Consider the following 25,937-nt stretch of genomic DNA (forward strand, 5'->3'; position numbering starts at 1 on the left):
CGCGCATCATACCAGCAGCGTGAGCAATATGGCGGTTGTCGGTGTCGATCGTCGGCGAAGTTTTGCGCAGCAAACAACTGCGCCATACTGCGCGCTGAATTTTTCCGGGTGAGCGACGCATGAGCAAGGGCTGGGTGGCAGGTTGGGGCTTGATGGCGGTGCTGACGGCGGGTGCGCCAGCAACATGGGCTGCTTCGGCGGCAGCGTTGACGCAGGTAAAAGTCATCAAGGTGCAATCGCCGAGCTGTGGTCTGGAAGACATCGCCGATAACCAGCCGCAGACCCAATGCAATCACAGCGGGCCGAGCATCAAGGTCTATGTGCTGGAAGTCGGTTACGGCCAGAACCAGCCGCACGCCACGCTGGACGGTTTCGAAGTCAACGGCAACCGTTCCCCGGTGTGCGCGTACGACAATGGCAATCTGACCGAATGCACGCCCGGGCGCACAACCGTCGGTTCGCTGTATACCTTCGATCTGGCTGGCAAACAGGACGGCACCTTCAGCTTCAGCAACACCTCGATCAATGCCCCGCGCAATACCATGTCGACCCAGCTTTACATCAAGTAACGGCTGACGCTGCGCGATCCGGGGGAAGCTGACTACGCTTGAAGGATCACCCTGTGGATAACGCCCATGACTTCAAGAGTGCTGATTACCCTCGCCGAGGGCATCGATGATCTGCAAAGCGTGACATTGATTGACGTGCTGCGTCGCGCCGAGATCGAAGTGGTCGCAGCCAGTATCGAAGGCCGGCGCATGCTCACCTGCGCCCGCGGCACGCGCCTGACCGCCGACGGCATGCTGGTCGATGTGTTGGCGCAAAGCTTCGATCTGGTCGTGCTGCCCGGCGGCGCCGTCGGCTCACAGCACCTGGCGGCGCATCAACCGTTGCAACAGTTGCTCAAGGATCAGGCCAGCGCCGGACGCCTGTTCGCCGCTATCGGCGAATCGCCGGCCGTCGCCCTGCAAGCCTTCGGCGTGCTGCGCCAACGCCGCATGACCTGCCTGCCCGGCGCCAGTCATCAACTGTCGGGTTGTACGTTTGTTGACCAACCGGTGGTGGTCGACGGCAACTGCATCACTGCACAGGGCTCCGGCGCCGCATTGGAGTTCGCCCTGACGCTGGTCGAGCAGCTTGGTGGCAAGGGATCGCGGGCAAGAGTGGCTGCGGAGCTTCAAGCCTGAGTAACTTCAGACCTTCGTCTCTTCCACCGGCACATGCATCCGGTCCCGATTCGCCAAGGTCGGGAACAGTTTGATCCACGTCCCCGTCACCACCAGCGTGCCGATCCCGCCCATGACCACCGCCGGGACGGTGCCGAACCAGTGGGCGGTGAGGCCGGATTCGAATTCGCCCAGCTGGTTCGAGGCGCCGATGAACAGGCCGTTGACCGCGCTGACCCGGCCGCGCATTTCGTCGGGGGTTTCCAGTTGTACGAAGGAGGCGCGGATGACCATGCTGATCATGTCCGCCGCGCCGAGCACCGCCAGCACCGCCAATGAGAACCAGAACGAGGTCGACAGGCCGAAGGCAATGGTCGCGACGCCGAACACGCCGACTGCGGTGAACATCACACGGCCGACGTTGCGTTCCACGGCAAACCGCGCGAGGAACAGCGACATCGCCAGGGCGCCGACTGCCGGTGCCGAGCGCAGCAGGCCGAGGCCCCATGGACCAGTCAGGAGAATATCCTTGGCGAATACCGGCAACAGCGCCGTGGCGCCGCCGAGCAACACGGCAAACAGATCCAGCGAAATCGCCCCGAGAATGTCCTGGCGGCTGCGAATGAAGCGAATGCCTGCAAGCAACGAATCCAGGGTGGCTTTGCCTTTGTTCAGCGGTGTTTGCCGCGCCGGCAGGTTCAGCATCAGCGTGCAGGCAATCACGTAGAGCAGCACGGTCGGGCCATACACCCAGACGCTGCCGAACGCGTAGAGCAAACCGCCGAGGGCGGGCGCGATGATCGTTGCCGATTGTTGTGCCGACTGCGCGGCCGCCACTGCCCGCGGAAACAGCGCGCTGGGCACGATGCTTGGCAGCAATGCCTGGGTGGTCGGCATCTCGAACGAACGCGCCGCACCGAGGAGGAACGCGAGGATGAAGATCATTTCGCGGGTGACGTGATCGGTGGCGCTGCCGATCGCCAGTGCGAGGGCGATCATTGCCTGCAGCGACTGACAAAGCGCTGCGACTTTGCGCCGGTCATAGCGATCGGCGACATGTCCGGTGTGCAGCATGAACAGCACGCGCGGGGCAAACTCGACCAGACCGACCAGACCCAGGTCGAGAACGTTGCCGGTCAGTTGATAAAGGTTCCAGCCAATCGCCACGGTGAGCATCTGAAAGCCGCTGGCGGTGAAGATCCGCGCGAACCAGAAAGCCAGAAACGGACGATGGTGACGTAACAGCAGGGGCTCTTGGCTGGGCATCTGAAGGCAGGTCTGGCTCGAGGGGAATCGCGAGATTATCACCAGTCTGTAACAGGAAGTTGCTACGAGTGAAAAATTTACTTAGCCAGACATCGAATTGTCCCCGTCAGCGTGCGAAGCCATTGGCCGACGTCCTGTCAGGACGATGAGGCAACTTGTCACGCGGCAAACGACCACGCCGTTCAACGGCAAAAATGGGACTACTCTTTTACCGTTGCTTGATCCAGATCAACACCTCTCGAGGGTTTGATCTGACGGCCAGTTGGCCAGACTCCCTGCGTTGCGATGGCTGTAAAAAAAGAACGAATCCGAATTCGCCGCACTCCATATCCGTGGGGGCAGTGGTGCAGGCCTCCGGGTCTGCCACCCGTATTACCTGACAGAGGAAGCCATATGTTCGGTTTAGAGGCTCTCGATCTCGCCCGAATTCAGTTCGCGTTCACCATCTCGTTCCACATTCTGTTCCCGGCCATCACCATTGGCCTGGCGAGTTACCTGGCGGTGCTCGAAGGTCTGTGGTTGAAGACTCGAAACGACACCTACCGTGACCTTTACCACTTCTGGTCGAAGATTTTTGCCGTCAACTTCGGCATGGGCGTGGTCTCCGGCCTGGTCATGGCCTACCAGTTCGGCACCAACTGGAGTCGCTTCTCGGACTTCGCCGGCGCCGTCACCGGGCCGTTGCTGACCTATGAAGTGCTCACGGCGTTCTTCCTTGAGGCCGGTTTCCTCGGCGTTATGCTGTTCGGCTGGAACAAGGTCGGGCGCGGGCTGCACTTCTTTTCTACGGTCATGGTGGCTATCGGCACGCTGATCTCGACCTTCTGGATTCTCGCTTCCAACAGCTGGATGCAAACCCCGCAGGGCTTCGAAATCGTCAACGGTCAGGTGATCCCGACCGACTGGCTGGCGATCGTCTTCAATCCTTCGTTCCCGTATCGCCTGCTGCACATGGCGACTGCGGCGTTCATCGCTACGGCTTTCTTTGTCGGCTCGTCAGCGGCCTGGCATTTGCTGCGCGGCCGGGACAATCCGGCGATCCGCACCATGCTCTCGATGGCCATGTGGATGGCGCTGATCGTTGCACCGATCCAGGCGGTCATCGGCGACTTCCACGGTCTTAATACGCTCAAACATCAGCCGGCGAAAATCGCTGCCATTGAAGGTCACTGGGAAAACCACGGTGACGAAGCAACGCCGCTGATTCTGTTCGGCTGGCCGGACATGAAAGAAGAACGCACCAAATTTGCCGTCGAGATTCCGTACCTCGGCAGCCTCATTCTGACCCACTCGCTGGACAAGCAAGTACCGGCACTCAAGGAGTTTCCGCCGGAAGACCGGCCGAATTCGACCATCGTGTTCTGGTCGTTCCGGGTGATGGTCGGCTTGGGTTTCCTGATGATCTTCACCGGTCTGTGGAGTTTGTGGCTGCGCAAGCGTGACTCGCTGTATACCTCGCGGCCGTTCCTGCATCTGGCGCTGTGGATGGGCCCGTCCGGCCTGATCGCGATTCTGGCTGGCTGGTTCACCACTGAAATCGGCCGCCAGCCGTGGGTGGTCTACGGCTTGATGCGCACTGCGGATGCGTCGTCCAACCACAGCTTCCTGCAGATGAGCATCACCCTGATCATGTTCGTCGTGGTGTATTTCGCCCTGTTTGGGGCCGGCCTCGGCTACATGATGCGCCTGGTGCGCAAAGGTCCGAAGCTCAGCGAGGGCACCGGTACGCCGGACGGTGGTCCAGGCAAGAAGCGCACCCCGGCGCGTCCGTTGTCCGCTGCCGACGATCCGGCCGATGGCGAGCACGAAGACAACACTCGCTTGACCAAGGAGATTTGAGCCATGGGTATTGATCTTCCGCTGATCTGGGCCGTGATCATCATCTTCGGCATCATGATGTACGTGGTCATGGACGGTTTCGACCTGGGCATCGGGATTCTCTTCCCGTTCGTTCCGGGCAAGACCGACCGTGACGTGATGATGAACACCGTCGCTCCGGTCTGGGACGGCAACGAGACCTGGCTGGTACTCGGCGGCGCGGCGTTGTTCGGCGCGTTCCCGCTGGCGTATTCGGTGGTGCTCTCAGCGTTGTACCTGCCGCTGATCTTCATGCTGATGGGGCTGATCTTTCGCGGCGTGGCATTCGAGTTTCGCTTCAAGGCCAAGGATGAAAAACGTCATCTGTGGGACAAGGCGTTCATCGGTGGCTCGATCGCGGCGACGTTCTTCCAGGGCGTGGCGCTGGGAGCGTTCATCGACGGCTTGCCGGTGGTCAACCGCCAGTTCGCCGGCGGTTCGATGGACTGGCTGACACCGTTCACGCTGTTCTGCGGCGCCGCCCTGGTGGTCGCCTATGCCTTGCTCGGCTGCACCTGGCTGATCATGAAGACCGAAGGCAAGCTGCAAGAGCAGATGCACGATCTGGCGCGGCCACTGGCGTTCGTGCTGCTGGCAGTGATCGGGATTGTCAGTCTGTGGACGCCATTGTCGCATCCGGAAATCGCCTCGCGCTGGTTCAGCATGCCCAACCTGTTCTGGTTCATGCCAGTACCGATTCTGGTGCTGGTCACCCTGTATGGCTTGATCCGGGCCGTGGCGCGTAACGCCAACTACACGCCGTTTCTGCTGACGCTGGTGCTGATCTTCCTTGGCTACAGCGGTCTGGGCATCAGCCTGTGGCCGAACATCGTGCCGCCATCGATCTCGATCTGGGACGCCGCGGCACCGCCGCAAAGTCAGGGCTTCATGTTGGTGGGCACGCTGTTCATCATTCCGTTCATCCTGGGTTACACCTTCTGGAGCTACTACGTGTTCCGCGGCAAGGTGACCCATGAAGACGGTTATCACTAGTCTGCTGCTGGGCTTCTCTTGTGGGAGCGAGCCTGCTCGCGAGGGCGTCCTCAGTGACGCCTTGGCTTAACGGAGATCGATGCAATGACCGGCAAACATTCCCTGCACGACATTGAACAAGCCGAGAAGAAGCCGCTGTGGCAGCGGCTCGGCTGGCTGGCCCTGATCTGGGTCGGTAGCGTGGGTGTGCTGTTTATCGCCGCCAGCCTGATGCGTATGTTCATGAACGCAGCAGGCCTGACCACACACTGAAATCATCCTGTCCCCGGCGCCTTCGGGTACAGATTTGCCAACCCTCCTTGCGGAGGGTTTTTTTCGTCTGCGGGTTTATTTGCGCGCTTTGAGGATGACAAACTTCGGCGTGGCCGCCACTTGCTCGACGCCACGGAACAGCCTCGCCAGTTTGCTGTGGTAACCCAGATGGCGGTTGCCGACGATGTACAGTGCACCGCCTACCACCAGCGCGTCGCGCGCCTGCTGGAACATGCGCCAGGCGAGGAAGTCACCGACCACCTGCTGTTGATGGAAAGGCGGGTTGCACAGCACCACATCCAGCGATTGCGCTTCTTGTCCGGCCAGGCCATCGGCGGCACGCACGATTACCTCGCGATCGCCCAGTGCGGCCCGCCAGTTTTCCAGGGCCGATTGCACCGCCATGAATGACTCGTCGACCAGCGTGTAATGCGCATCCGGGTTTTGCAAAGCACTGGCGATGGCCAGCACGCCGTTGCCACAACCCAGATCGGCGACTCGGGCCTGGCCGAGGTTTTTCGGCAAATGCGGGAGGAAGGCCCGGGTGCCGATGTCCAGCCCTTCGCGGCAGAACACGTTGGCGTGGTTGAGCAATTCGATCGGCGGCTCGTCGAGGCGATAGCGCGTAGGGTAGGGCGAGGCAGCCGCAGCCTTGGCTTCAGGCGTGGCAATCAGCAGGCGGGCCTTCTTCACCGCCAGCGAGGCCTGCACCGGGCCAATGTAACGCTCAAGCAGGTCACCGGCGGCACGCGGCAGGTGCTTGACCATTGCTGCGGCGATCACTTCGGCGCCGGGCGCCAGTTGCCCTTGCAGGCGGATCAGTTGTTCTTCCAGCAGCGCGAGGGTTTTCGGCACCCGGAGCAGCACCCGGTCGAACGGCCCGACCAAAGGCTCGCTCGCCGGGATACCGCGCACCGCATCGAACGCCTGGCCGTTGCGCAGCAGGTTTTTCTCCAGCCCTTGAAAGCCGAGAAACGAGTCGCCGCTGCTGCTGACCTTGACCTTGCCGAGCAGGCTGGCTGCCAGCGCCCCGAAGCTGTCGTTGAGCACCAGCACACGGGTGTCGGCCGTCGGTTGCTGCGCCGCGAGATGATTGAGCAGGTACTCGTCGGCGGCATCGAAGGCTTGCAGCGGTTCGTTCTGCTGCTCGGGCTGGCGGATCAGGTCGAGTTGGGCGAAGGGTGTTTCAAGCAAAGGCATGGGGCGGGACTCAGGGATGATCAACGGATATTCCGCAGCCCTGGCGTGTGCGGCGGAACCGACCGAGTGTAAGGCAACGCGTTCTGCTGGCGTCATCACTCAGGAAGGTTACGAATGTTACGTTTATTTCTTTGGCATTACCCGTGTGATTACAAGGAAAGCGCGGCTGAGCGATCAGATGATGCCGGCTCTGGCGGCTGCGATAACGGCGGAAATCTTGTTGCAAACGTTGAGTTTGATGATCAGGTTCTGCACATGGTAATTCACCGTGCGTTCGCTGAGGCTGAGGATTTTCGAGATTTCATAGGCGGTCTTGCCAACCGCTGACAGTTTCAGGACCTGCAGTTCTCGCGTGGAGAGGTGAGGTTGGCGGGGCCTGAGCGCTTCTGCCGGCAGGGTCCGGGCGAACAGTTCACTCAAGTGGCTGCTGGCATAAAACATATAGCCAAAATGCTCATACAGCTCCAATGGGCTGATGGAACAGTGTCGGCGCGCCAGGCTGATAATACTGCACAGACCACTTGGTTCATGATGAAAGGACTGCGACCAGCCATTTTGTAATCCATGTTTTTGCAAGCCCAGCCATATGTCGTGGGATTCTGTAAACAACGATTCGGTCCACACTATGGGTGACATGGAGTGATTGCAGTGTGATATCAGCGGATCTGTTTTTATGTAACTGTTTTGTTCATATTGACTGTTCCACTCTTCAGGATAGTTATTGATTTGCAAGGGCTTGAGCTGCATGTCGCGGTGTAATGGAACAACTGAAATCGCACCAAAATTGAACCCGAGATTTTCGGCAAATCGCAGCAATATCGGATAAGCAGCATCGATGCCCTTGGCAAACGTCAGTTGTTTCAGCTGTGATTCCTTCCATGTTTCCATAATGAAACGCTCCATGACGTTACCGGGGGCGCCTGATGGATCCAAAAAGATCCGGCACGCAGCGAAGTGTAGGACGTTTCATACAGAGGGCTATAAATTTTTTCGGTATTGAACAGTAAGATATATGGATAAAGGGTTCTTAATACATCGGCGTATTACATTGAAGTTGTCATCTGAAGTAATTACTCAAATTCTGACCTGTGTGACCACTTCAAATGAATCTCTGGTTTGATACGGGCTCAATACCATTATCAATCGTCGGTGTTTAACCGCGTCTTTTTGCGCGAGACTGGCAGCAACCGTTCAATGGAGTCCCCCATGACCGCCAGCGCTGAGAAGTACACCACGCAAACTTTGCTCGACGTCAGACCTGTGACCCCGAACCTGTTTACCCTGCGCACCACTCGTGATGCCGGTTTTCGTTTCCGCGCCGGGCAGTTCGCCCGGCTTGGTGTGGCCAAGGCCGATGGCAGTGTTGTCTGGCGCGCCTATTCGATGGTGTCGTCGCCGTTTGACGAGTTTCTCGAGTTCTTCTCCATCGTCGTCCCGGGCGGTGAGTTCACCAGCGAACTGAGCCGGCTACAGGTGGGCGACACGTTGCTGGTCGATCGCCAGGCATTCGGCTACCTGACCCTTGATCGTTTCGTTGATGGCCGTGATCTCTGGCTGTTATCGACGGGTACGGGGGTGGCACCGTTTCTGTCGATTCTGCAGGACTTCGAAGTCTGGGAAAAATTCGAGCGCATCATTCTGGTGTACAGCGTGCGCGAGGCCCGCGAGCTGGCGTATCAGGAACTGATTGCCGGTCTTAACCAACGCGACTACCTCAGCGAATACGCGCACAAGTTGAGGTTCATCGCGACGGTGACGCGCGAGGCGCACCCGGGAGCGCTGCACGGGCGCATTACAACGCTGATCGAAAGCGGTGAACTGGAACGTGCGGCGGGCGTGGAGCTGTCGGCGGAGCATTCACGGGTCATGTTGTGCGGCAATCCGCAGATGATCGACGAGACCCGAGCGCTGCTCAAGCAACGGGACATGCGCCTGAGCCTGACGCGCCGGCCCGGCCAGGTCGCCGTGGAAAATTACTGGTAACGAAAACGGCACCCGCAGGTGCCGTTTCTTGTTGAGGCAAATGACTCAGGGCCGCTCGTTCTGCGCCTTGAGCAGGTCGCGGATTTCGCCCAGCAGTTGCTCTTCCTTGCTCGGGATCGGCGGTGCGGTCGGGGCCACGGCCTCTTCGCGCTTGAGGCGGTTGATGGCTTTGACGCCCATGAAGATAGCAAAAGCGACAATGATGAAGTCCAGCACCGTCTGGATGAATTTGCCGTAAGCCAGCATCACTGCGGGCGTGTTGCCCTCGGCGGCTTTGAGCGTGATGGCCAGATCACTGAAGTCCACCCCGCCGATCAACAGGCCGATTGGCGGCATGATCACATCACCGACAAACGACGACACAATCTTGCCGAACGCCGCACCGATGATGATACCGACGGCCATGTCGACCACATTGCCTTTGACCGCGAAGGCCTTGAACTCGCTAAGCACGCCCATAGTTATTTCCTTGTTACAGATGAGTTTGGTGAAGGCAGTGTAAATCAGCGAAACGCGTCCTGCGCGAAACACCTTCTTACAATCCCCGTTTTTATCGACACATCAATATACGATTAGTTTGCAAAGTGCCAGCAATCGCGCGCGAAATAGCGCGTAAATCGCTGACCGGGAAGCCATTTTTCTCAATCATGGTGTTACGTTCTTTCTATTTATGTTCATCGCCGCAGGCCTCTAGCCTTGGCTTGGCGCACCTGGATGCGCCGCCAAAACAACCAGAGGATCCTGATATGACTTCCTTACCTGGACTGGGGGCTTTTCCCCGTCGCCGCACGCTCGGTGTACTTACCGCCGGCCTGCTGAGTTTCTCCGTGAATGCAGCGCCACTGACCCGTGACAACGGCGCAGCCGTCGGTGATAACCAGAATTCGCAGACCGCTGGCGCCAACGGCCCGGTTCTGCTGCAGGACGTGCAACTGATTCAGAAACTGCAGCGTTTCGACCGCGAGCGCATTCCCGAGCGCGTGGTTCACGCCCGCGGTACCGGTGCTCACGGCACATTCACGGTGACCAACGACCTCAGTGACCTGAGCAAGGCCAAAGTGTTTGCTGCGGGCCAGACCACACCGGTCTTCGTGCGCTTCTCGGCAGTGGTGCATGGCAATCACTCGCCGGAAACCTTGCGTGACCCACGCGGTTTCGCCACCAAGTTCTACACCGCCGACGGTAACTGGGACCTGGTGGGCAACAACTTCCCGACCTTCTTCATTCGCGACGCGATCAAGTTTCCCGACATGGTTCACGCGTTCAAGCCTGATCCGCGGACCAACCTGGACGACGATTCGCGTCGCTTCGACTTCTTCTCCCATGTACCGGAAGCCACCCGTACGCTGACCGAGTTGTATTCGAACGCGGGCACACCGGCCAGTTATCGGGAGATGGATGGCAACGGTGTTCATGCCTATAAGTTGGTCAACGCCAAAGGCGAAGTTCATTACGTCAAGTTTCACTGGAAGAGTTTGCAAGGGCTTAATAACCTGACGCCAGAACAAGTCGCCAAAGTTCAGGGTCAAGATTACAGTCATATGACCAATGATCTGGTGAGCAATATCAATAAAGGCAACTTCCCGAAATGGGACTTGTACGTTCAAGTTCTGAAACCGCAGGATTTGTCCAAGTTTGATTTTGATCCATTGGATGCCACCAAGATCTGGCCGGGTATTGCAGAGCGGAAAGTTGGACAAATGGTCTTGAACCGTAATCCGGCGAATGTCTTTCAGGAAACCGAACAAGTAGCCATGGCGCCGGCGAATGTGGTTCCGGGTATCGAACCCTCCGAAGACCGTTTATTGCAGGGCCGAGTGTTCTCCTACGCCGATACACAAATGTATCGCCTGGGCGCCAATGCTCTGCAATTGCCAATCAACGCGCCGAAAGTTGCGGTGAACAATGGTAATCAGGATGGTGCGATGAACTTTGGCGCCAGCAGCAGCGGTGTGAACTATCAGCCAAGCCGTCTGCAACCGCGTGAAGAGACCTCGAGCGCGCGTTACAGCCAACTGGCGCTGTCGGGCAGCACTCAGCAGGCGAAGATCCAGCGTGAGCAGAACTTCAAGCAGGCCGGCGATCTGTATCGCTCGTACAGCAAGCAGGAACGTCGCGACCTGATCGACAGCTTCGGCGGTTCGCTGGCCACCACCGATGACGAGAGCAAGCACATCATTCTGTCCTTCTTGTACAAGGCCGATCCGGAATACGGCACCGGCGTGACGCAAGTGGCCAAGGGCGACTTGAGCCGGGTCAAGGCCCTGGCGGCGAAACTGGTCGACTGATAGTGCGGTAACACCTGCGGGGCCTGCATCAGGCCCCGTTCCGTTCAAGGAGACTGCTGATGCGAACCTGTCTTTTCCTATTGGCCGCGTGCCTTTCGCTCACCGCTTGGGCGGCACCGATCGACCAGAGTCCCGAGGCGATCCAGGCACAATTGCGCGACTACTATTTCGACGCCGCGCGGCGCGGGGATGTGCCGATGCTCGAGACGTTCATCGAGTCGGGCTATTCCCTCGACACCCGCGACAGCAAGGGCTACACCGCGCTGATCCTCGCCGCTTACCACGGTCAGGCGCCCGCGGTGGAACGCTTGCTTGCTGCTGGCGCCGACGCCTGCGCTCAGGATCAACGCGGCAACACGGCGTTGATGGGCGCGATCTTCAAGGGCGAAGTCCAGATCGCCCGGCGCTTGATGTCCACCGATTGCAGCCCCGATCAACGTAACGGCGCCGGGCAGACGGCGGCGATGTATGCCGGCTTGTTCAAGCGTCTGGAACTGCTCGATGCGCTGAAAGCCCAGGGCGCCGACCTGAACGCCGAAGACCCGTTGGGCAACAGCGCCGCACGTCTGGCCAGCGGCGAAATCCGTACGCCGGCGCCGCGCTGATCTCCGGCCTGTGGGTTATCATCGCGGTTTTTGTCGGGGGTTCTGATGGCCAAGGCCAAGCGCATGTACGGCTGCACCGAGTGCGGCGCAACCTTTCCCAAGTGGGCCGGCCAGTGCGGTGAATGCGGCGCGTGGAACACGCTGACCGAAACCATGATTGAAAGCGGCGGCGCCACGGCACCCACCGGGCGCACCGGTTGGGCCGGGCAACAAGCGCAGATCAAGACCCTGGCCGAAGTCAGCATCGAAGAAATCCCGCGTTTTTCTACAGCGTCCGGTGAACTCGATCGCGTGCTCGGCGGCGGTCTGGTCGACGGTTCGGTGGTGCTGATCGGCGGTGATCCGGGCATCGGCAAGTCGACGATTCTGCTGCAAACCCTGTGCAACCTCGCCAAGAGCATGCCGGCGCTGTACGTCACTGGTGAAGAATCCCAGCAGCAAGTGGCCATGCGCGCACGCCGCCTCGGCTTGCCGCAGGACCAGCTACGCGTGATGACCGAAACCTGCATCGAAACCATCATCGCCACCGCTCGCCAGGAAAAACCCAAGGTGATGGTGATCGACTCGATCCAGACGATTTTCACCGAACAACTGCAATCGGCACCCGGCGGCGTTTCCCAGGTGCGCGAAAGTGCGGCGCTGCTGGTGCGTTACGCCAAGCAGAGCGGTACGGCGATTTTCCTCGTCGGCCACGTTACCAAGGAAGGCGCATTGGCCGGTCCCCGTGTGCTCGAGCACATGGTCGACACCGTGCTGTATTTCGAGGGTGAGTCCGACGGTCGCCTGCGCTTGTTGCGTGCGGTGAAGAATCGTTTCGGCGCAGTCAACGAGCTGGGCGTGTTCGGCATGACCGACAAGGGTTTGAAAGAAGTCTCCAACCCTTCGGCGATCTTTCTCACGCGCGCCCAGGAAGAAGTCCCGGGCAGTGTGGTCATGGCGACGTGGGAAGGCACCCGGCCAATGCTGGTGGAAGTGCAGGCGCTGGTCGATGACAGCCATCTGGCCAATCCGCGCCGGGTGACGCTGGGTCTGGATCAGAACCGCTTGGCGATGTTGCTCGCGGTTCTGCACCGCCACGGCGGGATCCCGACTCACGATCAGGATGTATTCCTCAACGTGGTCGGCGGGGTCAAGGTGCTGGAAACCGCTTCCGATCTGGCGCTGATGGCGGCGGTCATGTCGAGCTTGCGCAACCGGCCGTTGCCGCATGATCTACTGGTGTTTGGCGAGGTCGGTCTGTCCGGTGAAGTGCGCCCGGTGCCGAGCGGGCAGGAGCGCTTGAAGGAAGCGGCCAAGCATGGTTTCAAACGCGCGATCGTGCCCAAGGGCAACGCGCCGAAGGAATCGCCGGCAGGGCTGCAGATCATTGCTGTGACCCGCCTCGAACAGGCCCTCGACGCACTCTTCGAATAACCACAATTCCCTGTAGGAGTGTGCCTGCTCGCGATAGCGGAGTGTCAGCCAACAGATTTGTTGAATGACGAACCGCTATCGCGAGCAGGCTCACTCCTACATTGACCGGTGGAGGACGCTAGATTTCGATCAGGGCGCCCAATTCGCGCTCGAGCTCGGCCTCATCCGCCAGGTTCAGCTCGATCAGCCGCCGCAAGCGCTGGATCGACTCCAGGCTGATATGTCGGCAGATGAACCCCAAATGGCCGTTTTCCTCGTGGGCCAGTTGTATGTCCATTTGGATATCGACGTCATCGCTCAGATGAATGTCGACGAAAAAATCCTTTTCCCGATCGCCGAGCCACGGCTCCGGCCGCTCGATCAACAATCCCTTGAGTGACAGGTCGATCAGTTTGACCGGCCAGATGTACTCGCCTTGGCTCAGCTCGGTTCTGGCATCGAACGCAATACGTTTGAAGCGACGACGGTTGGCTGGGTGCTCGCTCATGGCGCAATCCTCCGAAGGTTCGCTGACTATAGACCCGCCTTGTCCGAGCGTGCCAGCGCGAAAGGGCTCAGATAGACCTATGTCGGGGTATGGCCTTTGGCACCGTTAGCGCTAAACTCGGGGTGGCTGTCTTTCTTGTCCACCCTGGCTGGAATAAAAAAATGAAAAATAATAATAGCCTGCTACGCCACTTACCCTGGCTAGTGCTGGCAATCGTAGGAGCGTGCGCCCTGGGCGTAGTGGCATTGCGCCGCGGCGAGGCGATCAACGCCTTGTGGATCGTGGTCGCTGCTGTGGCCATTTATCTGGTTGCGTACCGTTACTACAGTCTGTTCATCGCCAACAACGTGATGCAACTGGATCCGCGTCGGGCCACCCCCGCCGTGCTCAACAACGATGGTCTGGACTATGTGCCGACCAACAAACACATTCTTTTCGGTCACCACTTCGCGGCCATCGCTGGCGCGGGGCCGCTGGTCGGCCCGGTATTGGCGGCGCAGATGGGCTATCTGCCCGGTACGCTCTGGCTGATTGCCGGTGTGGTGCTGGCGGGCGCGGTGCAGGACTTCATGGTCCTGTTCATGTCGACCCGACGCAACGGCCGTTCCCTGGGCGATATGGTGCGTGAAGAAATGGGCCGGATTCCCGGGACCATCGCGCTGTTCGGCTGCTTCCTGATCATGATCATCATCCTTGCGGTGCTGGCGCTGATCGTGGTCAAGGCACTGGCGGAAAGCCCATGGGGCATCTTCACCGTGATGGCGACCATCCCGATCGCGATGTTCATGGGCATCTACATGCGCTACATCCGCCCGGGCCGCATCGGCGAAATCTCCGTGGTCGGCGTGTTGCTGCTGCTAGGTTCGATCTGGCTCGGTGGGCAGATTGCTGCCGATCCGGTGTGGGCCAAGGCGTTCACCTTCACCGGTGTGCAGATTACCTGGATGCTCGTCGGTTACGGTTTTGTCGCCGCGTCGCTGCCGGTCTGGCTGATTCTCGCGCCGCGTGACTATCTATCGACCTTCCTCAAGATCGGCACCATCGTCGCGCTGGCGATCGGCATTCTGGTCACCATGCCCGAGCTGAAAATGCCGGCGCTGACCCAGTTTGTCGACGGCACCGGGCCGGTGTGGAAGGGCGGCCTGTTTCCGTTCCTGTTCATCACCATCGCCTGTGGTGCGGTATCGGGCTTCCACGCACTGATTTCTTCGGGTACCACGCCGAAGCTGCTGGATAACGAAACCAACGCGCGCTACATCGGTTATGGCGGCATGCTGATGGAATCGTTCGTGGCAATCATGGCCATGGTTGCCGCTTCGGTGATCGAGCCGGGCGTGTACTTCGCCATGAACAGCCCGGCTGCCGTGGTGGGAAGTGATGCCGCGTCAGTGGCGCAGATGGTCACCAGTTGGGGCTTCGCGATCACGCCTGAAGCGCTGCAAGCGGTTGCCCATGACATTGGTGAAACCACCATTCTGGCCCGTGCCGGCGGTGCGCCGACCCTGGCGGTGGGGATTGCGCAGATTCTGCACAGTGTCCTGCCGGGTGAAAACACCATGGCGTTCTGGTACCACTTCGCGATTCTGTTCGAAGCGCTGTTCATTCTGACCGCAGTCGACGCCGGTACCCGTGCGGGGCGTTTCATGCTGCAGGATCTGCTCGGCTCGTTCGTTCCGGCGCTGAAACGCACCGAATCGTGGACCGCCAACCTGATCGCCACCGCCGGCTGTGTGGCGATGTGGGGTTGGTTGCTGTACCAGGGCGTGATCGATCCACTGGGCGGCATCAACACCCTGTGGCCACTGTTCGGCATCTCCAACCAGATGCTCGCCGGTATCGCGCTGATGCTCGGCACCGTGGTCCTGATCAAGATGAAGCGCCAGCGCTACATCTGGGTCACCCTGCTGCCTGCTACCTGGCTGTTGATCTGCACCACGACCGCAGGCTTCATCAAGCTGTTCGACGCCAACCCGGCGATCGGCTTCCTGTCGCTGGCGAAGAAGTACAGCGATGCGCTGGCCAATGGTCAGGTGCTGGCACCGGCGAAAAGTGTCGAGCAGATGCAGCACGTGATCTTCAACGCCTACACCAACGCAACGCTCACCGCGCTGTTCCTGTTCGTGGTGTTCAGCATCCTGTTCTATGCGCTCAAGGTCGGCATAGCCGCCTGGGGCAAGAAAGAGCGTACGGATAAAGAATCGCCATTCCAGGCCCTGCCGGATGCGTAACCAGAGGATTGCAGCATGTTCAATGACCTGAGTCGCCTCGGTAAATACCTCGGTCAGGCCGCACGCCTGATGGTCGGCATGCCCGACTACGACACCTACGTCGAGCATATGCAAACCAAACACCCGGACAAACCGGTGATGAGCTACGAGATGTTCTTTCGCGAACGTCAGGAGGCGCGTTACGGTGGCAAGGGTGGGCCGAAGTGCTGTTGAGCTGACAGTATCAGGTTGAGGTAATCCCCTGTGGGAGCTGGCCTGCCAGCGATGGCGGAGTGTCAGTCGACGGAAATTTCGACTGACACACCCTCATCGCCAGCAGGCTGGCTCCCACAGTTGTTTTTGTATTGTTCATTCATTGTGAAGGAGATCGAGTTTTGTCCTCTCCCATTCCGGTCACGGTCCTCAGCGGTTTCCTCGGCGCCGGCAAGACCACTTTGCTGCGCCATTTATTGAAAGCCGAGCACGGCCTGAAAATCGCCGTGATCGAAAACGAATTCAGCGACGCCGGCATCGACACCCAATTGCTCGGCGACGAGCCAGTGCAAGTCATGACCCTGGCCAACGGCTGCGTCTGCTGCACCATTCACACCGACCTGACCAAGGCGCTGTATTTGCTGCTCGAACGGCTGGACAGCGGCGAGATCGCTTTTGATCGTCTGGTGATCGAGTGCACAGGCCTTGCCGATCCAGCGCCGGTGGCCCAGACCTTTTTCATCGACGAAGAACTGCGTGAGCGTTATCTGCTCGACGGCATCATTACCCTGGTCGATGCCGCGCATGCCGACGTGCATCTGAGCCAGACCATCGCCCAGGCGCAGATCGGTTTCGCCGACCGCCTGTTGGTGAGCAAGACCGATCTGGTTGACCATGCCACTTTCACCGCGCTGAGCGAGCGGCTGACGCGGATCAACCGCCGTGCGCCGATCCGTGTGGTCGAGCACGGCAACATCAATCTGGCGGAACTGCTGGATGTGCGCGGCTTTAACCTGAATGCCGATCCTGGCGGCGGCTTGAGCCTGCGTCCGGTGGGCCAGGCGCCGTCGATCGATCGGATTTCCAGCCTGGTGCTGCGCACCGATCAGCCGCTGGATATCGATCAGCTCAGCGAGTTCATGAACGAACTGCTGGAAGAGCACGGCAAGCAATTGCTGCGTTACAAAGGTGTGTTGAACATCGCCGGGGAGGATCGGCGGCTGGTGTTTCAGGGCGTACTGAAACTTTACGGTTTCGATTGGGACACCGAATGGGCCGAGGGCGAGAAACGTGAAAGTGTGATGGTATTTATTGCCGATGATTTGCCGGAAGAGCAGATTCGGGCGGGGTTTGCGCGGGTGGCTTCTGCCTCATAGTTCATCGGTGTGAGTGAGGGACCTATCGCTAGCAGGCTAGCTCCCACAGGGAATGCATTCCAACGGTAAGAATGCGCTCCACTGTGGGAGCTAGCCTGCTAGCGATAGCGGTTTAACCCACACTGTAATGCTCAAGGTCTGACCCCAGCAGTGCCTGCTCAAGCTGATCCAGATGCTGATTCATCAACATCATGGCTTCAGCGACTCTCCCGGATGCCATCGCCTCAACCAGCGCCAGATGCTCCTGCCAGGCGCAACAGCTGCGCGTAGAGCCCTCGCATCGCGCAATCGCCAGCGATGTCAGCGGCACCAGACTGCTCAAAAAATGCGCCAGCGGTGCGTTACCCGCCATCCGTGCCAACTGCAGATGAAACTCCCCCGACAACCGAATCGCCGTACCGCGCCGGTCCTGCTCGATGGCGCGCTTCTCGCGCTCTATCAACGTGCGCAAGCGTTTCAAATCATCTGGCTGCGTACTCTGACAGGCCAATCTGACCAGCGTGTTCTCAGCCAGCCGACGCGCATGCAAGGCCTGGCGGGTCTGTTCCGAGTCAGGCGCGGCGATGCGTGGTCGATGATTGGCCCGCAGCACCACGATGTGCTCATGGGCAAGTTGCGTCAGCACCCGGCGGACGTCAGCGCGGCTGGCACCGAATAGTTGTTTCAGGCTGTCTTCGGTAAAACGGCTGGCCGGGGTGATCCGCTGCTCCAGAATCGCTTCGAGCAGGCGTGGATACAGATCGTCCACCGCGGCGCGCAGGCGCGTGAAGGGCAGAGGGGCGCCTGCAGAGTGAGCGTGCGGCGTTGCGGCGACACTGTTCATGGCCGGTCTCCAGATAGAGCTTCAGTTGGGCAGGTTGTCTTCCGGGATATTCAGCTCGATGCCCATGCGCTGGCCTTCTCGCAGAATGTGCCGGCGCATTTCGGCGCTGGCCTGGGCGCTGTTCTTGCTGCGGATCGCGCGGACCACCGCTTCGTTTTCTTGCAGACGTTCGGCCAGATGCTCGGGAGAGTTGCGCAGTACTTCGGCGCTTTGCTTGAGCGCGTTACTGGTCTGCTGCACGACGCTTTGGAAAATCGGATTCGAAGTCAGGGTGAACAGCTCTTCATGGAAGGCGATGTAGGCGCTGACGCCGGCTTCGCTGTCGCCCGCTTCGAGGGCTTCGCGCATGTCCATCAGGGTCAGGCGCAACTGTCCGACTTCCTTGCTGCTGATCGATTGCGCGACCAGGCCGACAATGAACGGCTCGAGGGTGTAGCGCAGTTGCAGCACGTCTTCGAGGCTGGCGCCGGCGACTGCGCTGTCGTGGCTCGGGTTGTCGCTCAGTTGCGCGTCGAGCACGACCACGCCCTTGCCCGGCATCGCACGCACCAGGCCAAGGGTTTCCAGAACGATCACCGCTTCGCGCAGGCTCGGCCGGCTGATGCCTAATTGTTCGGCCAGTTCACGCTGGCCCGGCAGCATTTCACCGCTGCGCCACTGACCACGGGCCAGCGCCGCGCGGAGCTTTTCCACCACTGAGTTGACGACGGTTGAAGTTGTAATCACGTATTGGCTCCTGCGCCGTGCCCGCCTGTCAGCAGGCACCGCGATCAATCAGAATTCTTTGGCCGCCGCCTGGGCGACGGTTTTTCTCGGCTGGAAGTTATAGCCCTGTTCGCCGTTGAGCACTTTGTTGGCCCGTTGCACGTCGATGTCCTTTTCCCAGCGGGCGATGGCGACGGTGGCGACGCAGTTGCCGATCAGGTTGGTCAGCGCGCGGCCGATGCCCATGAACCAGTCCACCGCGAGCACCAGCACCAGACCGACCACCGGGATCGCCGGAATCGCGGTCAGCGTTGCCGCCAGAATCACCAGCGCCGAACCGGGAATGCCGTGGGCACCTTTGGAGGTGATCAGCGACACCAGCAAAATTGTCAGCAGGTCGGTCATCGCCAGCGGTGTGCCAGTGGCGTTGGCGATGAACACGATGGCCAGGGTCAGGTAGATCGAAAAACCGTCGAGGTTGAACGAGTACCCGGTTGGAATCACCAGCCCGACGGTCGAACTGCCGATGCCCAAGTGTTCGAGCTTGCGCATGATCTGCGGCAGCACGGCGTCAGAGGAGGCGGTGCCCATGACGATCAGCAGTTCTTCGCGCAGGTACTTGAGCAGCGGCCACATGCGCAGGCCGGAAGCACGCATCACCAGACCGAGAATCACGCTGACAAACGCGATGCAGGTGAGATAGAACAGACCGACCAGGCTGCCCAGATGCTGCAGCGAATCCAGGCCATATTTGCTGGTGGTGAAGGCGATGGCGCCGAACACGCCGATCGGTGCCAGACGCACGATCATGCCCATGATGCGGAAGATCACATGGCTCAGTTCGTTGATCAGGCGCGAAATTCCCGACGCCGCTTCGCCGACCAGATTCAGCGCGCTGCCGAACAGCACCGAGAACAGCAGCACTTGCAGGATGTTGTTGTCGGCGAAGGCACCGATCACCGAGGTCGGGATCAGGTCCATCAGAAATTGCGTGGTGGTGTGCATGTGCTGGCCGCGCTCGGCGAGGTCGCCCATGTCAGCGCGGGACAGTTGTTCCAGATGAATATTCGCGCCGCTGCCGATGCCGGTGCTGAAGGCGAACACCAGGCCGATCACCAAGGCGATGGTGGTCAGCACTTCGAAGTAGATCACCGATTTGAGGCCGATGCGCCCGACCTTCTTCAGGTCGCCCGCGCCACTGATGCCGCTGACTACCACGCAAAACACGATCAGGCCGATGAGCATCTTGATCAGTTTGATGAAACCGTCGCCGAGCGGTTTGAGCTGAGCCGAGTATTCCGGGAGGGTCAGCCCGCAGACGATGCCGAGCATCAGGCCGAGAACCACTTGGAGGAAGATTGAACGCGAGCACCATCTGAGCATGGGAGGAATCCTGGGTCGGTGTCCTGGCTGCCGCACGCTTGGCGCATCGGATTCAGGACTTAATTATTGTGGCCTTACCGGTATGTCCAGTGCAGGCGCAGTCTAGGCGCTGATTTTCCATCATCGCAAGTGAAAATTGACGAATTGGCATGACCGGTCTGACCAGTTCAGCGGCAAGCCCCATGCTTGAGCGGTTCAGGCGTTTGAAAAAATACGGGCGAAAAAAAACCGGCCAATCACTTGGCCGGTTTTTCCTGCTGCGGGTGTAGTCGCGATTTACGCGCCGTATACCGGCAACTTCTTGCAGATGGCTTTGACTTTTTCACGAACGGCGTCGATCACCGCTTCGTTGTTCAGGTCAGCCAGGATGTCGCAGATCCAGCCGGCCAGCTCTTTGCACTCAGCCTCTTTGAAGCCGCGAGTGGTCACTGCCGGAGTACCGAAACGCAGACCGGAGGTAACGAACGGCGAACGTGGATCGTTAGGCACGGAGTTCTTGTTCACGGTGATGAACGCTTTGCCCAGCGCGGCGTCGGCGTCTTTACCGGAGATTTCCTGCTTGATCAGCGACAGCAGGAACAGGTGGTTTTCAGTACCGCCCGAAACCACGTCGAAACCGCGCTCGATGAATACGCTGGCCATGGCCTGGGCATTTTTCACCACTTGTTGCTGGTAGACCTTGAACTCAGGCTGCAGCGCTTCCTTGAAGCAGATCGCCTTGGCAGCGATCACGTGCTCCAGCGGGCCGCCCTGGGCGCCCGGGAATACGGCGGAGTTGAGCTTCTTCTCGATGTCGGCGTTGGCGCGCGCCAGGATCAGACCGCCACGTGGACCGCGCAGGGTCTTGTGCGTGGTGGTGGTGACGACGTCAGCGAACGGCACCGGGTTCGGGTAGACGCCAGCGGCGACCAGACCGGCCACGTGGGCCATGTCGACGAACAGGTAGGCACCGACTTTGTCCGCGATGGCGCGGAAGCGCGGGAAGTCGAGGATCTGCGAGTAGGCAGAGAAACCGGCCACGATCATTTTCGGCTTGTGCTCGACCGCCAGGCGCTCGACTTCGTCGTAGTCGATCAGGCCGTTGGCGTCGATGCCGTACTGCACGGCGTTGTACAGCTTGCCCGAGGAGGAAACGCTGGCGCCGTGGGTCAGGTGACCGCCGTGGGCCAGGCTCATGCCCAGAATGGTGTCACCGGCCGACAGCAGGGCCAGGTACACAGCGGCGTTGGCTTGGGAACCGGCGTGCGGTTGAACGTTGGCGTAATCGGCGCCGAACAGTTCCTTGGCACGGTCGATGGCCAGTTGCTCGACCACATCGACGTACTCGCAACCACCGTAGTAGCGCTTGCCCGGGTAGCCTTCGGCGTACTTGTTGGTCAGGACCGAGCCTTGAGCTTCCATCACCGCTGGGCTGGTGTAGTTTTCCGAAGCGATCAGCTCGATGTGTTCTTCCTGACGCTGAGCTTCTTGCTCCATGGCGGCAAAAAGGTCGGCGTCGTACTTGGCAATAGTCAAATCACGGCTGAACATGGCGGTCCTCAAGGATCGGGGGGGCAGAAAAGGGGGGCATTCTAACCCAACCGCTTTTGGATGGCATATGAAACGGCATCATGTCGCAGACAAGTGGCGTTCATGCGCAGATAGATGGTGGTTGTGCCGGCCTCATCGCGAGCAGGCGCACTCCTACAGGATCCCAGGTTGATCGTTCCCACGCTCTGCGTGGGAATGCAGCCCGTGACGCTCCGCGTCACTTGCCGAAGCGGACGCAGAGCGTCCAGTGAGGCATTCCCACGCAGAGCGTGGGAACGATCAACGTAGGCCGCGCCGCAGATTTTCAGTCGAACATGAACAGCGCGTCATTGCTGAACTGCGCCTCGAACCGTCCCGCCGGCATCGGCCGGCCGAACAGGTAGCCCTGCACCTCGTCGCAACCGTGCTCACGCAGGAAGTCCAGTTGCTCGTGGGTTTCCACGCCCTCGGCGATCACCGCCAGGTTCAGGCTGTGGGCCATGGCGATGATCGCCCGGGCGATTTGCGCGTCCTGTTCGCCCGAGGGCAGGCCATCGACGAAGGTGCGGTCGATTTTCAGCACATCAATCGGGAATTGCTTGAGGTAGTTCAGCGATGAATAACCGGTGCCAAAGTCGTCGACGGCGATGCTCAGGCCAAGGTTCTTCAGGCCGGCGAGAATCTGCATCGCCTCGCTGACCTCGCGCATCAGGATACTTTCGGTCAGTTCCAGCTCCAGACACGCCGGCGGCAGACCGGTTTCGCGCAGGATCGTGGCGATGCGCGTGCCGAGCTGGCCGTCGGAGAACTGCCGCGCCGAGATGTTCACCGACACCTTCGGCACGCGCACCCGTTGCTGGTGCCAGGTTTTCAACTGGCGGCAGGCTTCGCTGATCACCCAGTCGCCGACGTCGACCACCAGCCCGAGTTCTTCCAGCACCGGTATGAAATCCCCCGGCGGCACCAGCCCGCGACGTGGATGGCGCCAGCGCAGCAGCGCTTCGGCGCCGGTCAGGCGTTTGCCGTCGCCGCTGAACTGCGGCTGGTAATACAGGACGAATTCGTTCTGCTCCAGGGCGTGACGCAAGTCGCTTTCCAGCTCCAGACGCTCCAGCGCACTGGCGTTCATGTCAGCCTGATAGAACTGGAAGTTGTTCTTGCCGCGCTCCTTGGCGTGGTACATCGCCGTGTCGGCGTTCTTCATCAACTGGCTGAGTTCGTTGCCGTCCTGGGGACTGAGGGCGATGCCGATACTCGCAGTGACAAAGAATTCGCGGCCCTCGAGCACGAACGGCCGCACCAGACTGCCAAGGATCTGCTCGGCGACGTGAATCGCCCGGTTCAGGGCCAGTTCGCGGCTGGACCGATGTTGCAGCAGCAGGGTGAATTCGTCGCCGCCCATGCGCGCCACAGTGTCGTCTTCACCGACACAGGCCAGCAGACGCGTGGCCATGTCCTTGAGCATGCGATCGCCAGCGGCGTGGCCGAGGGAGTCGTTGATTGGCTTGAACCGGTCGAGATCAAGGAACATCAGCACCACCCACGACTTCTGCCGTTCAGCCGCTTGCAGCGCGGTGTGCAGGCGATCCTGGAACAGCGTGCGATTGGGCAGATGGGTCAGGGCGTCGTAGTAGGCGAGGCGGTGAATGCGCTGTTCGCTGGCCTTGCGCTCGCTGATGTCGCTGAAGAAACACACGTAGCTGGCCAGATCGCCCTCGTCGTCGAGCACTGCGGTAATCCCGACCCACGCAGGATAATGCTCGCCGTTGCGGCGCTTCATCCAGACCTCGCCTTCCCAGGTGCTGTGCTCGTGCAGTTGCTTGAGCACGTAGCGCAGGTGCGCGTCCTGCTGTTCATCGACGGTGAGCATGTTGGGCAACTGGTCGAGCACTTCGCCCACCGCGTAGCCACTGACGCGGCTGAACGCTTCGTTGGCCTGGACGATGTAACCGGCCGGGTCGGTGATCAGGATGGCCGAGGTCGAATGCTCGAATACCGTGGCGGCCATGCGCAGGTCTTTTTCGGCGCGGCGTTGCTGGCTGATGTCGCGGCCCACGCCGAGCACGCCTTCGAAGGCCCCATGCTCGTCCCAGACCAGCACCAGGCGCAACTCGATCGGGATCTTGCGGCCATCGGCGCGCAGGCAGTCGAACAGGAACAGTTGCGTCTGCACCTGACTGCGCAGCAAGGCCAATTGTTCGGGCTTGTCCAGGGCTTTGCTGACGCGGTCCATCAGGGCGTAGATGCCGTTCAGTTGCCCGGGATTGGCGATGGTCGATTGCCAGCCGTTGTGGAAAATCCACTCGGCGTTGTAACCCAGCACCGCTTGCACCGACGGGCTGACGTAGTTCAGCGAGAGCTTGCTGTCGGTGGAGAAGATCACGTCGCTGATGCTTTCGGCGAGCATCCGGTAACGCTGCTCGCTGTCGCGCAGGGATTCGCTGGCCTCGATCTGCTCGGTAATGTCCTTGGCCACGCCGATGATCCGCGTGACCTGATCGTGCTTGTCCCGCGCCAGTGCCTGTTCACGGATATCGAAGCGCCGCCACTTGCCGTCGCGATGACGGAAACGCAACTGGCATTGCAGCAACTGGCTGTAACCGGCGTGGCGCTGCAGCTGCCGCGAGCGATGGTAGTGGTCGGCATCTTCCGGGTGCAGGAGGATTTCCCAGAAGTATTCGCCCATCTGGTGCAGTTCGCTGCGGTTGTAGCCCAGCGTCTGGCCGAGGTGATGGTTGCTGAAAATCATCCGCTGGCTGATCACATCCTGCACATACAGATGGTCCGGCACGGTGCGCACCACATCCGACCAGAAACCCTCGCGCTCGAGCAGCGACAGTTCGATCAGCTTGCGGCTGGTGATGTCGTTGATGCTGAGGATCACCGCTTTGTAATCGTCTTGTTCGTTGGGCAGGCGCAGCACCATCCACAGATGTTGGTCGCGACCGTTGCCGTCCGGCAGTTTGATTTCCAGCTCCAGCTGATCCTGTTGCAGCAAAACCGCCTCGAGAATTTGCTGGCCGATGACGCAGTGCTGATGCGGTTGGCCGGCGATCAGCAGTTGCCACGCGTGCTCGCAGGAATTGACGTTGAGCAACTGCAGCGCGACCTGGTTGACCTCGGTGACGCGCAGTTCCTGAAGCAACTGCTGGCGTTGCTGCGGCTGGTCGAGCCAGGCCTTGAGCTGGTCGCTGCTCTGGATCTGCGCCTTGTCGAACGCCTGCTTGAGGCCCGACAGATCGAGCACGCAGAGGGCCACGCCGGTGCCTTCGAAAATGTCCTGATAACGGCGGCGCCCTTCATGCAGCTGGCGCTGACGCCGACGCATGTTCAGCAGCGCGATCACCGGCAACATCGAAAACGCCAGGCCCAGCAGGCATTTGCCGATGAACGCCGGCAACAACTCTTCGAGCACCCGCTGGCGGTCGAACAGGCCACGCAACTGCCAGTCGCTGCTGCTCAGCGGCACGGTCAGCACGGTATTGGCCAGGTCCTCCGGGGTCAGTACGCCGGGTTTGGTCGACGGCTGCGCTTTGTCGCGGCTGATGATCTGATGGTTGACGCGGTTTTCCACCAGCCACAGCGGACGCAGGCCGGCTTCACCCTGTTTGGTCAGTGAATCGAAAAACGTCGGCGTCAGGCGCAGTGCCCAATAACCACGGGTGCTGCCGCTGGCCTGGTGCAGCAACAAATGCACCACCGAGCCATCGTCGGCGTTGCTGAAATAATGCGCCTGGGCACGGCTGCGCCGGACCAGTTCGGTGAGGTAGTCGGCGTCGTCGCTGTTTGCGGCGCTGTCGCTGATGATCCGCCCGGAAGGGCTGAGCAAGGCCATGCTGCGTAGATCGGGCAGCGATTGCTGGAGCTTGCGCAACAGCGCCTGCTGTTCGTCGGCTGATTGCGGCTGTTCGACGATCGGTAGCAGATTGAGGGCGATTTGCGCGTTCAGCGCCATGTTCAGGCTGACCTGGGCGGCGAGGTCGGCGGTGTAGTCGATGGTGTACTGGCGCTGGTTTTTCTGGGTTTCGCGCAGTTGATCGAGCAGTTGCCAGAACAGCAGCGCCAGCAATAAAAGCACGAGCGTCGCCAACGCACCCTTCAATGTGCCGCGCAGGGACGAGCCGGGCGCCGCTGGGGTGCTGCTCACAGAAGCTGGCGGAGTGACGTTGGACAAGCTGTGATCCTGCGGATTGGCTGGACTGGCGCGACGTGCACTATAAGCCGGACGCCCAAAGGGCGGCTAGCATGCCTTGACTCGTGGCTAAGTGCCAGCCCCTCGCGGCTGGACTGCCTGTGAGCATTCAGGTAGCTTTGCCGGTTAGACCGGGGGCGTTCCAGCCCCTACAATCAGACTTTTTCCTGCGCGCACGCATTGATCGTGATCACGTGAACGACGCGCACCGGTCTGGCCAGGCCTCGCCTGCGCTCCA

The 25,937-nt window shown here is 60.3% G+C and carries 22 protein-coding genes; 12 read left to right on the top strand and 10 right to left on the bottom strand.

The window, feature by feature from the left end:
• Positions 1–119 precede the first annotated feature (119 nt).
• Both J3P75_RS04295 and J3P75_RS04300 read left to right on the top strand, forming a co-directional pair.
• Positions 120–569: a DUF4879 domain-containing protein gene (locus tag J3P75_RS04295; protein WP_434709434.1), complete on the top strand. Its 450-nt coding sequence runs from the start codon at positions 120–122 to the stop codon at positions 567–569.
• A gap of 66 nt (positions 570–635) precedes the next feature.
• Entirely contained in the window at positions 636–1,187 is a 552-nt protein-coding gene (locus J3P75_RS04300; protein WP_434709435.1) for a DJ-1 family glyoxalase III, read from the top strand.
• A 6-nt stretch (positions 1,188–1,193) separates the two neighbouring features.
• Here the strand turns inward: J3P75_RS04300 and J3P75_RS04305 are convergent, their stop codons facing one another.
• Entirely contained in the window at positions 1,194–2,432 is a 1,239-nt protein-coding gene (locus J3P75_RS04305) for an MFS transporter (protein WP_434709436.1), read from the bottom strand.
• 393 nt (positions 2,433–2,825) lie between these two features.
• On the opposite strand from J3P75_RS04305, the gene J3P75_RS04310 reads away from it, so the two are divergent.
• The 3 genes from J3P75_RS04310 to J3P75_RS04320 all read left to right on the top strand — a co-directional run bounded on the left by J3P75_RS04310 (position 2,826) and on the right by J3P75_RS04320 (position 5,534).
• A complete protein-coding gene (locus tag J3P75_RS04310; protein WP_434595335.1) occupies positions 2,826–4,271 on the top strand; it encodes a cytochrome ubiquinol oxidase subunit I in 1,446 nt (481 codons plus the stop codon).
• Between the two features lie 3 nt (positions 4,272–4,274).
• On the top strand, positions 4,275–5,282 hold the full coding sequence (gene cydB, locus J3P75_RS04315) for a cytochrome d ubiquinol oxidase subunit II (RefSeq protein WP_090286500.1): 1,008 nt from the start codon (positions 4,275–4,277) through the stop codon (positions 5,280–5,282).
• An 84-nt stretch (positions 5,283–5,366) separates the two neighbouring features.
• Complete coding sequence (locus J3P75_RS04320; RefSeq protein ID WP_150706869.1) at positions 5,367–5,534, top strand: DUF2474 domain-containing protein; 168 nt, start codon at positions 5,367–5,369, stop codon at positions 5,532–5,534.
• A gap of 75 nt (positions 5,535–5,609) precedes the next feature.
• Here the strand turns inward: J3P75_RS04320 and J3P75_RS04325 are convergent, their stop codons facing one another.
• Both J3P75_RS04325 and J3P75_RS04330 read right to left on the bottom strand, forming a co-directional pair.
• A complete protein-coding gene (locus J3P75_RS04325; RefSeq protein ID WP_434709437.1) occupies positions 5,610–6,734 on the bottom strand; it encodes a methyltransferase in 1,125 nt (374 codons plus the stop codon).
• 174 nt (positions 6,735–6,908) lie between these two features.
• Positions 6,909–7,622, bottom strand: a complete 714-nt coding sequence (locus J3P75_RS04330) for an autoinducer binding domain-containing protein (protein WP_434711206.1) — start codon at positions 7,620–7,622, stop codon at positions 6,909–6,911.
• A 318-nt stretch (positions 7,623–7,940) separates the two neighbouring features.
• On the opposite strand from J3P75_RS04330, the gene J3P75_RS04335 reads away from it, so the two are divergent.
• A complete protein-coding gene (locus J3P75_RS04335; RefSeq protein WP_434709438.1) occupies positions 7,941–8,717 on the top strand; it encodes a ferredoxin--NADP reductase in 777 nt (258 codons plus the stop codon).
• A gap of 45 nt (positions 8,718–8,762) precedes the next feature.
• On the opposite strand, the gene mscL is transcribed toward J3P75_RS04335, so the two are convergent.
• Positions 8,763–9,176 (bottom strand): large-conductance mechanosensitive channel protein MscL, encoded by a 414-nt coding sequence (gene mscL, locus J3P75_RS04340; RefSeq protein WP_203419572.1) that lies wholly within the window; start codon positions 9,174–9,176, stop codon positions 8,763–8,765.
• A 287-nt stretch (positions 9,177–9,463) separates the two neighbouring features.
• Between mscL and J3P75_RS04345 the strand changes: the two genes are divergently transcribed.
• Genes J3P75_RS04345 through radA form a run of 3 tightly spaced genes read left to right on the top strand, consistent with a single transcriptional unit; the run spans position 9,464 to position 13,023 of the window.
• Positions 9,464–11,005: a catalase gene (locus J3P75_RS04345; RefSeq protein ID WP_434709439.1), complete on the top strand. Its 1,542-nt coding sequence runs from the start codon at positions 9,464–9,466 to the stop codon at positions 11,003–11,005.
• A 59-nt stretch (positions 11,006–11,064) separates the two neighbouring features.
• The gene (locus tag J3P75_RS04350) at positions 11,065–11,610 is read left to right on the top strand and encodes an ankyrin repeat domain-containing protein (protein WP_434709440.1); all 546 of its coding nucleotides are present in this window, start codon (positions 11,065–11,067) and stop codon (positions 11,608–11,610) included.
• A 45-nt stretch (positions 11,611–11,655) separates the two neighbouring features.
• On the top strand, positions 11,656–13,023 hold the full coding sequence (gene radA / locus J3P75_RS04355) for a DNA repair protein RadA (protein ID WP_095181861.1): 1,368 nt from the start codon (positions 11,656–11,658) through the stop codon (positions 13,021–13,023).
• 118 nt (positions 13,024–13,141) lie between these two features.
• Here the strand turns inward: radA and J3P75_RS04360 are convergent, their stop codons facing one another.
• Positions 13,142–13,510 (bottom strand): PilZ domain-containing protein, encoded by a 369-nt coding sequence (locus J3P75_RS04360; protein ID WP_434709441.1) that lies wholly within the window; start codon positions 13,508–13,510, stop codon positions 13,142–13,144.
• Between the two features lie 161 nt (positions 13,511–13,671).
• On the opposite strand from J3P75_RS04360, the gene J3P75_RS04365 reads away from it, so the two are divergent.
• The 3 genes from J3P75_RS04365 to yjiA all read left to right on the top strand — a co-directional run bounded on the left by J3P75_RS04365 (position 13,672) and on the right by yjiA (position 17,087).
• The gene (locus J3P75_RS04365) at positions 13,672–15,738 is read left to right on the top strand and encodes a carbon starvation CstA family protein (protein ID WP_041477781.1); all 2,067 of its coding nucleotides are present in this window, start codon (positions 13,672–13,674) and stop codon (positions 15,736–15,738) included.
• Between the two features lie 15 nt (positions 15,739–15,753).
• On the top strand, positions 15,754–15,951 hold the full coding sequence (locus tag J3P75_RS04370; protein WP_003228401.1) for a YbdD/YjiX family protein: 198 nt from the start codon (positions 15,754–15,756) through the stop codon (positions 15,949–15,951).
• A 161-nt stretch (positions 15,952–16,112) separates the two neighbouring features.
• Entirely contained in the window at positions 16,113–17,087 is a 975-nt protein-coding gene (gene yjiA, locus J3P75_RS04375) for a GTPase (RefSeq protein ID WP_434709442.1), read from the top strand.
• Between the two features lie 112 nt (positions 17,088–17,199).
• Here the strand turns inward: yjiA and J3P75_RS04380 are convergent, their stop codons facing one another.
• The 5 genes from J3P75_RS04380 to morA form a co-directional block, all read right to left on the bottom strand.
• Positions 17,200–17,910, bottom strand: coding sequence for a GntR family transcriptional regulator (locus J3P75_RS04380; protein WP_434709443.1), 711 nt, complete (start codon positions 17,908–17,910; stop codon positions 17,200–17,202).
• Between the two features lie 21 nt (positions 17,911–17,931).
• Positions 17,932–18,636, bottom strand: a complete 705-nt coding sequence (locus tag J3P75_RS04385; protein WP_434709444.1) for a FadR/GntR family transcriptional regulator — start codon at positions 18,634–18,636, stop codon at positions 17,932–17,934.
• A gap of 48 nt (positions 18,637–18,684) precedes the next feature.
• Complete coding sequence (locus J3P75_RS04390; RefSeq protein WP_332768286.1) at positions 18,685–19,998, bottom strand: C4-dicarboxylate transporter DctA; 1,314 nt, start codon at positions 19,996–19,998, stop codon at positions 18,685–18,687.
• A 276-nt stretch (positions 19,999–20,274) separates the two neighbouring features.
• A complete protein-coding gene (gene glyA, locus J3P75_RS04395; protein ID WP_090286474.1) occupies positions 20,275–21,528 on the bottom strand; it encodes a serine hydroxymethyltransferase in 1,254 nt (417 codons plus the stop codon).
• 304 nt (positions 21,529–21,832) lie between these two features.
• A complete protein-coding gene (gene morA, locus J3P75_RS04400) occupies positions 21,833–25,681 on the bottom strand; it encodes a cyclic di-GMP receptor MorA (RefSeq protein WP_434709445.1) in 3,849 nt (1,282 codons plus the stop codon).
• Between the last annotated feature and the right edge of the window lie 256 nt (positions 25,682–25,937).

Source organism: Pseudomonas sp. R1-1, assembly GCF_051132135.1.
Taxonomy (GTDB): Bacteria; Pseudomonadota; Gammaproteobacteria; order Pseudomonadales; family Pseudomonadaceae; genus Aquipseudomonas.

Coding starts and splice junctions, on each gene's coding strand:
- J3P75_RS04295 (WP_434709434.1), top strand. CDS start 120: ATGAGCAAGGGCTGGGTGGCAGGTTGGGGCTTGATGGCGGTGCTGACG.
- J3P75_RS04300 (WP_434709435.1), top strand. CDS start 636: ATGACTTCAAGAGTGCTGATTACCCTCGCCGAGGGCATCGATGATCTG.
- J3P75_RS04305 (WP_434709436.1), bottom strand. CDS start 2,432: ATGCCCAGCCAAGAGCCCCTGCTGTTACGTCACCATCGTCCGTTTCTG.
- J3P75_RS04310 (WP_434595335.1), top strand. CDS start 2,826: ATGTTCGGTTTAGAGGCTCTCGATCTCGCCCGAATTCAGTTCGCGTTC.
- cydB (WP_090286500.1), top strand. CDS start 4,275: ATGGGTATTGATCTTCCGCTGATCTGGGCCGTGATCATCATCTTCGGC.
- J3P75_RS04320 (WP_150706869.1), top strand. CDS start 5,367: ATGACCGGCAAACATTCCCTGCACGACATTGAACAAGCCGAGAAGAAG.
- J3P75_RS04325 (WP_434709437.1), bottom strand. CDS start 6,734: ATGCCTTTGCTTGAAACACCCTTCGCCCAACTCGACCTGATCCGCCAG.
- J3P75_RS04330 (WP_434711206.1), bottom strand. CDS start 7,622: ATGGAAACATGGAAGGAATCACAGCTGAAACAACTGACGTTTGCCAAG.
- J3P75_RS04335 (WP_434709438.1), top strand. CDS start 7,941: ATGACCGCCAGCGCTGAGAAGTACACCACGCAAACTTTGCTCGACGTC.
- mscL (WP_203419572.1), bottom strand. CDS start 9,176: ATGGGCGTGCTTAGCGAGTTCAAGGCCTTCGCGGTCAAAGGCAATGTG.
- J3P75_RS04345 (WP_434709439.1), top strand. CDS start 9,464: ATGACTTCCTTACCTGGACTGGGGGCTTTTCCCCGTCGCCGCACGCTC.
- J3P75_RS04350 (WP_434709440.1), top strand. CDS start 11,065: ATGCGAACCTGTCTTTTCCTATTGGCCGCGTGCCTTTCGCTCACCGCT.
- radA (WP_095181861.1), top strand. CDS start 11,656: ATGGCCAAGGCCAAGCGCATGTACGGCTGCACCGAGTGCGGCGCAACC.
- J3P75_RS04360 (WP_434709441.1), bottom strand. CDS start 13,510: ATGAGCGAGCACCCAGCCAACCGTCGTCGCTTCAAACGTATTGCGTTC.
- J3P75_RS04365 (WP_041477781.1), top strand. CDS start 13,672: ATGAAAAATAATAATAGCCTGCTACGCCACTTACCCTGGCTAGTGCTG.
- J3P75_RS04370 (WP_003228401.1), top strand. CDS start 15,754: ATGTTCAATGACCTGAGTCGCCTCGGTAAATACCTCGGTCAGGCCGCA.
- J3P75_RS04380 (WP_434709443.1), bottom strand. CDS start 17,910: ATGAACAGTGTCGCCGCAACGCCGCACGCTCACTCTGCAGGCGCCCCT.
- J3P75_RS04390 (WP_332768286.1), bottom strand. CDS start 19,998: ATGCTCAGATGGTGCTCGCGTTCAATCTTCCTCCAAGTGGTTCTCGGC.
- glyA (WP_090286474.1), bottom strand. CDS start 21,528: ATGTTCAGCCGTGATTTGACTATTGCCAAGTACGACGCCGACCTTTTT.